Annotated in this window: 11 protein-coding genes; 6 read left to right on the forward strand and 5 right to left on the reverse strand. The window is 69.2% G+C overall.

The window, feature by feature from the left end:
• Nucleotides 1–65 precede the first annotated feature (65 nt).
• Entirely contained in the window at nucleotides 66–491 is a 426-nt protein-coding gene (gene dtd / locus ACWDKQ_RS25790) for a D-aminoacyl-tRNA deacylase (protein WP_450141339.1), read from the reverse strand.
• The gene (locus ACWDKQ_RS25795) at nucleotides 488–2002 is read right to left on the reverse strand and encodes a DUF7782 domain-containing protein (protein ID WP_450141340.1); all 1515 of its coding nucleotides are present in this window, start codon (nucleotides 2000–2002) and stop codon (nucleotides 488–490) included. Before ACWDKQ_RS25795 ends, dtd begins: the two co-directional genes overlap by 4 nt.
• A gap of 116 nt (nucleotides 2003–2118) precedes the next feature.
• Between ACWDKQ_RS25795 and ACWDKQ_RS25800 the strand changes: the two genes are divergently transcribed.
• The 3 genes from ACWDKQ_RS25800 (at nucleotide 2119) to ACWDKQ_RS25810 (ending at nucleotide 3581) form a co-directional block, all read left to right on the forward strand.
• The gene (locus tag ACWDKQ_RS25800) at nucleotides 2119–2241 is read left to right on the forward strand and encodes a hypothetical protein (protein ID WP_450141341.1); all 123 of its coding nucleotides are present in this window, start codon (nucleotides 2119–2121) and stop codon (nucleotides 2239–2241) included.
• A 209-nt stretch (nucleotides 2242–2450) separates the two neighbouring features.
• Nucleotides 2451–3032 carry an HhH-GPD-type base excision DNA repair protein gene (locus ACWDKQ_RS25805; RefSeq protein ID WP_450141342.1) on the forward strand — a complete coding sequence of 194 codons (582 nt, stop codon included), beginning with the start codon at nucleotides 2451–2453 and terminating at the stop codon, nucleotides 3030–3032.
• A gap of 6 nt (nucleotides 3033–3038) precedes the next feature.
• Complete coding sequence (locus ACWDKQ_RS25810) at nucleotides 3039–3581, forward strand: RNA 2'-phosphotransferase (RefSeq protein WP_450141343.1); 543 nt, start codon at nucleotides 3039–3041, stop codon at nucleotides 3579–3581.
• A gap of 466 nt (nucleotides 3582–4047) precedes the next feature.
• Here ACWDKQ_RS25810 and ACWDKQ_RS25815 read toward each other — a convergent pair whose 3' ends face one another.
• Both ACWDKQ_RS25815 and ACWDKQ_RS25820 read right to left on the reverse strand, forming a co-directional pair.
• Nucleotides 4048–4269 carry a hypothetical protein gene (locus ACWDKQ_RS25815; protein ID WP_450141344.1) on the reverse strand — a complete coding sequence of 74 codons (222 nt, stop codon included), beginning with the start codon at nucleotides 4267–4269 and terminating at the stop codon, nucleotides 4048–4050.
• A gap of 65 nt (nucleotides 4270–4334) precedes the next feature.
• Nucleotides 4335–5009 carry a lysophospholipid acyltransferase family protein gene (locus ACWDKQ_RS25820; RefSeq protein WP_450141345.1) on the reverse strand — a complete coding sequence of 225 codons (675 nt, stop codon included), beginning with the start codon at nucleotides 5007–5009 and terminating at the stop codon, nucleotides 4335–4337.
• A gap of 148 nt (nucleotides 5010–5157) precedes the next feature.
• On the opposite strand from ACWDKQ_RS25820, the gene ACWDKQ_RS25825 reads away from it, so the two are divergent.
• Together ACWDKQ_RS25825 and ACWDKQ_RS25830 are read left to right on the forward strand one after the other, a co-directional pair.
• Nucleotides 5158–5505 (forward strand): DUF3099 domain-containing protein, encoded by a 348-nt coding sequence (locus ACWDKQ_RS25825; protein WP_450141346.1) that lies wholly within the window; start codon nucleotides 5158–5160, stop codon nucleotides 5503–5505.
• Between the two features lie 56 nt (nucleotides 5506–5561).
• Entirely contained in the window at nucleotides 5562–5810 is a 249-nt protein-coding gene (locus ACWDKQ_RS25830; protein WP_450141347.1) for a DUF3039 domain-containing protein, read from the forward strand.
• A gap of 25 nt (nucleotides 5811–5835) precedes the next feature.
• On the opposite strand, the gene ACWDKQ_RS25835 is transcribed toward ACWDKQ_RS25830, so the two are convergent.
• Nucleotides 5836–6894 carry a YihY/virulence factor BrkB family protein gene (locus tag ACWDKQ_RS25835; protein ID WP_450141348.1) on the reverse strand — a complete coding sequence of 353 codons (1059 nt, stop codon included), beginning with the start codon at nucleotides 6892–6894 and terminating at the stop codon, nucleotides 5836–5838.
• A 313-nt stretch (nucleotides 6895–7207) separates the two neighbouring features.
• On the opposite strand from ACWDKQ_RS25835, the gene ACWDKQ_RS25840 reads away from it, so the two are divergent.
• Complete coding sequence (locus ACWDKQ_RS25840) at nucleotides 7208–8977, forward strand: DEAD/DEAH box helicase (protein WP_450141349.1); 1770 nt, start codon at nucleotides 7208–7210, stop codon at nucleotides 8975–8977.
• The last annotated feature ends 170 nt before the right edge of the window (nucleotides 8978–9147 follow it).

Consider the following 9147-nt stretch of genomic DNA (forward strand, 5'->3'; position numbering starts at 1 on the left):
ACGTCATGGCGGTCACATCCGTTGCGCCGCCAAGTCTGAGTATTTGCTGAGAGCTCTCGTTACATTTAGACCTCAACCAAAAGGGTGAATGGCCCGTCGTTCGCGCTCTCCACCGACATCATCGCGCCGAATACCCCGGTGGAGACCTTCGCGCCCCGCTCGCGCAGCTCGGCCACCACCGCCTCTACCAGCGGTTCCGCCTGTTCGGGCCGGGCCGCCTCGGTCCAGGACGGGCGGCGGCCCTTCTTGGTCGAGCCGTAGAGCGTGAACTGGCTGACGACGAGCAGTGGCGCCCCGGTCGTGGCGCAGGACTCCTCGTCGCGCAGCGCCCGTATCTCGTGGAGTTTGCGGGCCATTTTTACGACTTCCTGAGGCCCGTCGGAATGCGTCACGCCCAATAGCACTAACAGACCGGGTTCTTCGATCTTGCCGACCACGACGCCGTCGACAGTTACCGAGGCGCGAGTGACCCGGGTGGCGATTGCTCTCATTGGTCACCGCCCGCCCATTCCGCCGGCAGCAGCATTCCGTGCCGGACGAGTTCGCGCGCCATCGGGATCGCGGCCCGGGTCAGTTCCGCGGTGTCTTCGCCGTAGCCCATCGCGAGCAGTTCGAGGAGTTCGCCGAGCGGCAGCGCCCCGCGGCACCCGGCGAGCAGCCGCACGCCCAGCTCGTCGATCTCGTGCTGCCAGCCCGGCCCGTCAGTGCGGTGCAGCCGGTGCACCACCGGGTGCCAGCCTTCGTCACCTGGTTCGGAGACGGCTTCCAGCACGGTGCTGTCCGCGGTGACCAGACGGGCCGTCAGCAGCGCCTCGGCGGAGTCGTGCGCGCGCAGCCAGTCGACCCGGCGCAGCCACTGGTCCGATTCTGGGCCCAGCGGATCGTCGAAGGCGTGCCGGAGGTCCTCGCACACGACCTCGCCGCGCGCGTCGGTGCGGCGGAGCGTGACGAACCCGAAGCCGATCCCGATCACGTCGTTGGTCTCGAACCAGTCCAGCCACTCGGCGGCCTTCCCCAGGCCTTGCGGGGAGCGCAGGTCGTATCCGGCGTCGCGCAGCCAGGTGCCCACGTAGAGGGCGGGATCAGCGACGTCGCGCTGCACGAACCAGGCGTCCACGCCGCCGCCCGGCGGCAGCCAGCGGGATACCCGGTCCTGCCAGTCCTCGCCTTCCCGGTGCACCCAGGAGGCCAGCAGTTGGCCGGTGCCACTCTCGGCGAGGAAGCCGGGGAGCTGGCGCACGACGAGCGCGCTCGCATCGTCACCGGCCAGCCCCGAGTCGCGGTAGGTGAAGTCGGTGCGCGGCGGGCCGACCACGAACGGCGGGTTGCACACGACCTGGTCGAACTTGCGGCCCCGCACCGGGTCGAACCACTCGCCTTCGGCGAGTTCGACGTCGATGCGGTTGAGCCGGAACGTCGCCCCGGCCAGCGCCAACGCCCGCTTGGACACGTCGGTCGCGGTGATCCGCTGCGCGTGCGTGCTCGCGTGCAGGGCTTGCACACCACAACCTGTGCCGAGGTCGAGTACCGAGCCGACCGGCCGCCGAGAGGTCGCCCGGACCAGGCTCAGCGACGCGTGCCCGACGCCGAGCACGTGGTCGGCTTCCACGGGACGCCCGCCGCGCAGCTCCGAGTCCAGGTCCGAGACCACCCACCACGACGCGTCGTCGACGCCGTGCGGCCGGACGTCGAGCCCCGCGCGCAGCCCGTCGCCGTCGTCGACGAGCAGCCCGGCGACCGTTGCCTCGGAAAGCGACAGCGGAGCCAGCGCGGCTTCAGCGGCGGCCCGCGACACGGTTTGGCCGAGCAGGAACAACCGGACCAGGGTGCCGAGCGCGCCAGCATCGGCGGTCGCGCGCAGCGCGGGAACGGGCTCGCCGCGGCCCAGCGCGGCATGCGCCTCGGGACCGAGGAGCTCTACGACGCCGTCGGCGTCGTACCCGGCGGCCTGGAAGGCGTCACGAAGTCGATCGATGCGGTCATGGGAAAGGTCTGGAATCACGCCCCGATCCTCACACGACCACCCGTTCGTGCATCTGGAGCACCCGGCCGCGGAGCACGGGAAATTCGATCGCGCACGTTCCCTCTCCTGCGCGAACATGACCGGAGGCCCAGCGCATGAGCGCGCTGATCAAGGGAGGAAGCGCGCAGGGTCGGGTCGTCGAGCTGATCGACGGCTGGTTCCGAAGGCAGGGCCCGGGGAAAGCCGGGCTCGGGCCCCTGCCCGCGCACCACTGGTGACGCCGAACTGACGAGCCGCTCATCTGCATGTTGCCGGGCCACCCGATCGCGGCCCTTCGACGGCCAAGCCGCCCCCGATGCGTGTTTCACATAGATCTGACCCCTGCCGCAAGGCGGCGTCCAACTCCGACAGCAGCTTGGCCTTCTCGCCGCCCGAGTGTGTACCCACCTGTTGTGGCGTTCGTCTCGCCGCGTGCCACGATGGCCCCATGAGCCGAACGTTGCACCTGACCGGCGATGCCGATGCCGACAAGCTGCTCAGCGACGATCCGTTTGCGCTGCTCACGGGCATGCTTCTTGATCAACAGATTTCCATGGAGATCGCGTTCGCGGGGCCGAAGAAGATTGCCGACCGGATGGGCGGGTTTAACGTCGCCAAGATCGCGGAGTCCGACCCCGACGACTTCGTCGAGCTATGCGTGCAGAAGCCCGCGATCCACCGCTACGGCGGGTCGATGGGGCGGCGAGTGCACACATTGGCCCAGTACATCGTCGAGAACTACGGCGGCCGCACCGACGCCATCTGGACCGAGGGCGATCCCGACGGCAGGGACGTCCTGAAGCGGCTCAAGGCGCTGCCCGGGTTCGGCGACCAGAAGGCGCAAATCTTCCTCGCCTTGCTGGGCAAGCAGCGCGGCGTCGAGCCGACCGGGTGGCGCGAGGCAGCCGGTGCCTACGGCGACGCGGACGCCCGCCGCTCGATCGCCGACGTCGTCGACGATCAGTCCCTCGCCGAGGTGCGCGCCTGGAAGAAGGAGCAGAAGGCCGCGGCCAAGGCCGCCAAGGGCTAGGCGTTGATGGACGAGCGCGGGTTGGTGCGGGTCTCGAAGTACCTGGCCAAACACCTGCGGCACCAGCCCGAGCGGATCGGGCTCGAGCTGGACGGGCACGGCTGGGTGGCCATCGACGTGCTGCTCGCGGCGGCCGCCTCGAACGGGTTTCCGATCTCGCGGGCGGAGCTCGTGCGGGTCGTCGAGGCCAACGACAAGCAGCGGTACGTCATCGAGGGCGACCGGATCAGGGCCAGCCAGGGGCATTCGGTCGCGGTGGACCTCGACCTGCCGGTGACCGAACCACCTGCGCTGCTATTCCACGGTACGGTCTCGCGCAACCTGGCGGGCATCCGGGCCGAGGGGTTGCGGCCGATGAACCGGCATCACGTCCACCTGTCGGTAGATCGCGAGACCGCGAAGCGCGTCGGCGCGCGGCGGGGGCGGCCGGTCGTGTTGACCGTGGACGCCGCCGGGATGCACGCGAGCCGGCACGAGTTCCGGGTCAGTGCGAACGGCGTCTGGCTGGTGGATCACGTCCTGCCTGAGTTCATCCGCTATCCGGACTGATGGGGCGACACTACGGATGGTAACCGGATAACGTCCGGCAACGTCAACGCGGAACCCATGACAGGGCCAGTGACGCACCGGCCCTTCGCACTGGGGGACCGCCTATGACTCGCTACGCCGTCGCCGTCGCATTGCCGGGCCTGATGTTCGCCATGGGCGCCTGCAGCACCGCACCGCCGAAGTTGCTACCTCCGCCCGTTGCGCCGTTGGTGAGCCCATTACCGAGGAAGATGTCGTCTCGGGTGCCGGTAGCCGACCGCACGCCGAACCCGGTGGGCCTTACTTGCGAGCCGGACGCCGCACCGCGATTCGACGACCCGAACAACCCGAACGCCATCACGAACAAGGCGTGCGGCTATGTCGGCGGGAACGGCAATGCGCGCTCGAGCGATCCGTGGATCGACGACCAACTGCGGCCCACGCGGGGCGAGCCGGCGATCGGGGCGGATCGTTGCGCCGTCCTGACCTACGAGCAGTGCCACGGCATCCAGGACCCGCCGACGGGTTCCAGGCCGGAGGAGCCGCCCGGCCCGCCCGCCGCATCGACCACGTCGAGCACGGCGGCGACGGCGACGGCGACCAGCGTCCCCACCAGTTCACCGCCGGCGGAGACGACTTCAGGATCGCCGACCGACTCCAGGTCGCCTGCAACGACTGGATCGCCCACGGCGTCCGGTGCGCCGACCACTTCTGGTCCAGCGCCCACAACGACAGGTCAGCCAGCCGCTGGCTGAATGCCGGATGCGCCCGGGATCAGGCCGCCGCGGCGGCGCCGGGGCTCTGGTAGCGGTCGACGTACTCCTGGTTGGAGAGCTCGGCGATGGCGTACATGATCTCGTCGGTGATGGAGCGCAACACCGGCAGCGAACCCTCCATCCCGGCATAGCGGGCGAAGTCCAGGGGGTCACCGAAGCGGACGGTCACCGGGTGCAGCCGGGGGAGCTTCTTGCCCTGCGGCTGGAGCTTGTCCGTGCCGGTCAACGCGACGGGCACCACCGGCGCGCCGGTGCTCAGCGCCAGCCGTGCCACGCCGGTCCGCCCCCGGTACAGCCGCCCGTCGGGCGAGCGGGTGCCCTCCGGGTGGATGCCGAACGCGCCGCCGCCGCGCAGCACCTGCTCCGCAGCGTCGAGGGCCTCCTTCGCGGCGCGCCCGCGCCCGCGCTCCACCGGGATCGCGCCGAGCGAGCCGAACAGCCACTTGGTCGCCGAGCCCTTGAATCCGGTGCCCTTGAAGTACTCGGCCTTTGCCAGGAACGCCACCTGGCGCGGCAGCACCAGCGGCACGATGAAGCTGTCGAGCACGGCGAGGTGGTTCGGGGCCAAGATCACCGGTCCGGTCGTAGGCACCTTGTCGGCGTCGATCACGGTCGGCCGGTAGATCGTCCGTGCAACCGCACCCACGACCCGCTTGCTCACCGCGTACAGCATTCGCCCTCCAGTACCGTTGATCCCGATCGAATCTAACCCGGCGAGGTTTCGGCGTTGCGTCCTACCGGTCAACCTCTGGGGCAGGCCGATCGCTGGAGTTGCGGTGATCGCGAACCCGGGGTATCGGCGGAGGCGATCGGGTGGGAGCATGAAACTCGGAGGTACCGTCGTGAACAGCTCACATCGTGACGACACCCCGGTGCTGATCACCGAGGCACAGCCGTCCTACGACGATCAGCAGGCGCAACGTCGGCGCAGGTACGCGATCATGATGGCCAGTCGCATCCCGTGTCTGGTCATTGCAGCAGTGGTGTTCCAGCTGTGGCAGTTGTGGTGGTTGTCACTGATCATCCTGGCGATTTCCATCCCGTTGCCGTGGATGGCGGTGCTCATCGCCAACGACCGCCCGGCGAAGAAGCGCGAGCACGTGAACCGGTTCCGCCGCTCGCGGCACTCGATAGAATCCCGCAGCCACCAGGTCATCGAGGGCGCCTGAGAGTTCCGCCCGGCCGGTCGGCGACATGCAGCGGTGCCGTGCGGCATCATTGGAGCATGAGCACGATGACGATGCCGGAGACCGATACCCGGACCGAGACCACTGATCAGACCAGTGACGACCGGCCGGAGATGTTCCACTACGTGCAGAAGGACAAGATCGTCGAGAGTGCGGTCATGGGCACGGTGGTGGTTGCGCTGTGCGGAGAGGTCTTCCCCGTCACGAAGTCGCCGAAGCCGGGCTCGCCGGTCTGCCCGGACTGCAAGGAGATCTTCGAGTCCCTGCCCCCGGGCGGCAAGGACTGAACCAAGGACCATCGCGCGGCGGCATTCAGCCGCCGTGCGGTTCGGCCTGCTTGTCCTTCGGTTGCTTCGGCGGCGGGACGCCATTCTGCGGCGGCTCCGCGGTAGGTTTCGGCTTCTCCTCGCCCTCTTCGGCCTGGCCGTTGCGCCAAGCGTGGTAGCCCTCTTCGGTGTGCATCCGCTGCGCGAGCCGCTTCATCTCCAGGCGCCGCCACCGCCGGCGTTCCCGGCGGGTCATCTTCGCCGGCCACATCTCCTGGATCGCGTTGTTGAACTGCGCGCCCATGATGATCGCCAGCCCGATGAAGAACGCGAACAGCAGGAACGCGATCGGGGTGGCCAGCGCGCCGTAGGTGTAGCCGGTGCTGGTCACCCACGTGATGTAGAGCCGCAGGCCGATGCTGGCGCACAGGAAGATCGCCATCGCCAGCAGCGCCCCGGGCAGGCCGCGGTGCCACGGCAGCTTCCGCGGTAGCGCTACCTTGTACACCGTCGCGAGCGCGACCACCAGGCCGATGGCCGTCGCCGGGTAGTAGAACGCCTGGATCAGCCAGGCTATGTCGTCCTGGAAGTCCTGCGGGAAGACCGTCGGCAGCCAGTCCGGGCCCAGCGCGACCACCGGCAGCCCGACCACCGCGACGATCAGGCACACCAGGTACAGCAGCAGCGCGAAGATCCGCTGCCACACGCTGTTGCGCACCAGGTACTGGCCGTAGGCGAGGGTGATCGAGTCGATTAGCGACGCCAGTGCCGAAGAACCTGCCCACAGCGATATCACGAAGCCGACCGAGACTATCTCGCTGCGCCCCTTGGTCAGGATGTCGGCGACCGTGGGGCCGATGATCTGGTCCACCACGTTCGCCGTGAACACGCTGCGGGAGAAAGCGAGGATCTTGTTGTGCACGGCGTCGACGACCGTGGGGCCGAACCAGTCGCCGACGAAGCCGAGGCTGCCTAGCAGCCCGAGCAGCAGCGGTGGCATGGACAGCGTCTGCCAGAACGCGGCGGCCGCCGATTCCGAGAAGATGTTGTCCCACCACGCCTTGTCGAGCGTGCGCATGACCAGACGCAGTGGCCCGCGCCGCACTGGGGCTTCCCGTGGTGCGACGGTCGCACTGCGTCCCCGGTGGTCTTGTGGACTCGGCTGACCCATGGCACCCATAAGGATGCTTCATTGGCTGCGGGCGCGGGCGTCGGCCCGCCAAAACCGCCGGAAACGCGGAGTGTCATGTAGGTCTCCTCCGGCCATTCCGGTGCGGCCCGGACTCGAAAGGTAAGCTGCACGGCGGCCCGCTTCGAGTCGATCGACGCCCATCGCGCGTGCGGGCGGCCGCGGGGCTGTGCAGTGGTGCGCCCTCGCCATTAGCAGGGGAGACAGAAGGAAGGAGCGGCGAGCCGGCGTGTCCGAAGCGCAACTCGACCATTCCGTTCGATCCGTGCTCAGCGACCCCTCACAGGCTCCTTCCCGGCCACTACGTGCCTGGCAGCGGCGAGCCCTCACCAAGTACCTGTCGAGCAAGCCGCAGGACTTCCTGGCGGTCGCGACGCCGGGAGCGGGCAAGACGACCTTCGGGCTTCGGGTCGCCGCGGAACTGCTGGCCGACCGCACGGTCGAGGCGGTAACCGTGGTGGCTCCCACTGAGCACCTCAAGCACCAGTGGGCGTTGGCCGCCGGCGGCGCGGGCATCCCGCTGGACTCCAACTTCCGCAACAGCGACGGCATCACCTCCAGCGACTACTGCGGCGTCGTGGTGACCTACGCGCAGGTCGCGGCGCATCAGACGCTGCACCGGGTGCGCACCGAACGTCGCAAGACGCTGGTGATCCTCGATGAGGTGCACCACGCGGGCGACGCGAAGTCCTGGGGCGATGCGATCCGGGAGGCGTTCACCCCGGGCGTGCGGCGCCTGTCGTTGACCGGTACCCCGTTCCGCAGCGACGACTCGCCGATCCCGTTTATCGGCTACGAACCCGACGCCGACGGCTCGCTGCGCAGCCGCCCGGACCACTCCTACGGCTACGCCGACGCCCTCAACGACGGCGTCGTGCGGCCGGTGCTGTTCCTGGCGTACTCCGGCGAGGCCCGGTGGCGCACCAACGCAGGCGACGAGTTCAGCGCCCGCCTCGGCGAGCCGCTGACCGCCGAGCAGACCGCGCGGGCCTGGCGGACCGCCCTGGACCCGGCCGGGGAGTGGATCCCGACGGTGCTGCAGGCCGCCGACACCCGGTTGACGCAGCTGCGCAAAGGCGGCATCCCGGACGCCGGTGGCCTGGTGATCGCCACCGACCACGTCACGGCCAAGGCCTACGCGAAGACCCTGCACAGGCTCACCGGGCACGACCCGGTGGTGGTGCTCTCCGACGACCCGCAGGCGTCAGGGCGGATCGCCGAGTTCGCCGAGTCCGAGGACCGCTGGATGGTCGCGGTCCGCATGGTCAGCGAAGGCGTCGACGTGCCGCGGCTGGCGGTCGGCGTCTACGCCACGAGCGCCTCGACGCCGCTGTACTTCGCGCAGGCCGTGGGCCGGTTCGTGCGGTCCCGGCGGCAGGGCGAGACAGCGAGTATCTTCCTGCCGAGCGTCCCGGTGCTGCTTGAGCTGGCCAGCCAGCTGGAAGCGCAGCGGGACCACGTGCTCGGCAAGCCGCACCGGGAGAAGGACGGCTGGGACGACGAGCTGCTGGCCGCGGCCAACAGCAAGCGCGACGAGCCCGGGGAGGACGAGAAGGCGTTCACCTCGCTGGGCGCTGAGGCCGAGCTGGACCAGGTGATCTACGACGGCTCGTCGTTCGGCACGGCCGCGTTCAGCACGACCGAGGAGGAACAGGACTACCTCGGGTTGCCCGGCCTGCTGGAACCCGACCAGGTGCGCGCGCTGCTGCGGCAGCGCCAGGAGCAGCAGTTGGAGGACGTCGGCAAGCGCGAGGCGGTGGCGAAGGCGGCGAAGGCCGCTGAGCGGGCCGAGCAGCGCGCGCGGCCGCAGACCGTGCAGGAGCGGTTGCAGAAACTCCGCAAGGAGCTGAACACGCTCGTGTCGCTGCACCACCACCGCACCCGGAAGCCGCACGGCAAGATCTACAACGAGCTGCAGAAGACCTGCGGCGGGCCACCCACCGCGATGGCCACCGTCGAACAGCTCGAAGAACGCATCGCCACCCTGCGCTCCTGGTGACCGCTCGGGGACAGTGGACCCGAATGGTGCAGCGGTGATCTGTCCGGTCGCCGACCTCGGTCTCATAGGGTCTGGGCATGTTGCGTCCTGGAAGCTGGACCAGGCCAGCGGGTGAGAGTCCCGTCCGGGTAGGCACCGGAGCGCCCGGTAGCAGGCCCCAGTCTGTCGGG

Source organism: Saccharopolyspora sp. NPDC000995, from assembly GCF_053599315.1.

What these genes read in the sequence shown, in the direction of transcription:
- dtd (WP_450141339.1), bottom strand. Translation starts at nt 491, where the DNA reads ATGAGAGCAATCGCCACCCGGGTCACTCGCGCCTCGGTAACTGTCGAC.
- ACWDKQ_RS25800 (WP_450141341.1), top strand. Translation starts at nt 2,119, where the DNA reads ATGAGCGCGCTGATCAAGGGAGGAAGCGCGCAGGGTCGGGTCGTCGAG.
- ACWDKQ_RS25805 (WP_450141342.1), top strand. Translation starts at nt 2,451, where the DNA reads ATGAGCCGAACGTTGCACCTGACCGGCGATGCCGATGCCGACAAGCTG.
- ACWDKQ_RS25810 (WP_450141343.1), top strand. Translation starts at nt 3,039, where the DNA reads ATGGACGAGCGCGGGTTGGTGCGGGTCTCGAAGTACCTGGCCAAACAC.
- ACWDKQ_RS25820 (WP_450141345.1), bottom strand. Translation starts at nt 5,009, where the DNA reads ATGCTGTACGCGGTGAGCAAGCGGGTCGTGGGTGCGGTTGCACGGACG.
- ACWDKQ_RS25825 (WP_450141346.1), top strand. Translation starts at nt 5,158, where the DNA reads ATGAAACTCGGAGGTACCGTCGTGAACAGCTCACATCGTGACGACACC.
- ACWDKQ_RS25830 (WP_450141347.1), top strand. Translation starts at nt 5,562, where the DNA reads ATGAGCACGATGACGATGCCGGAGACCGATACCCGGACCGAGACCACT.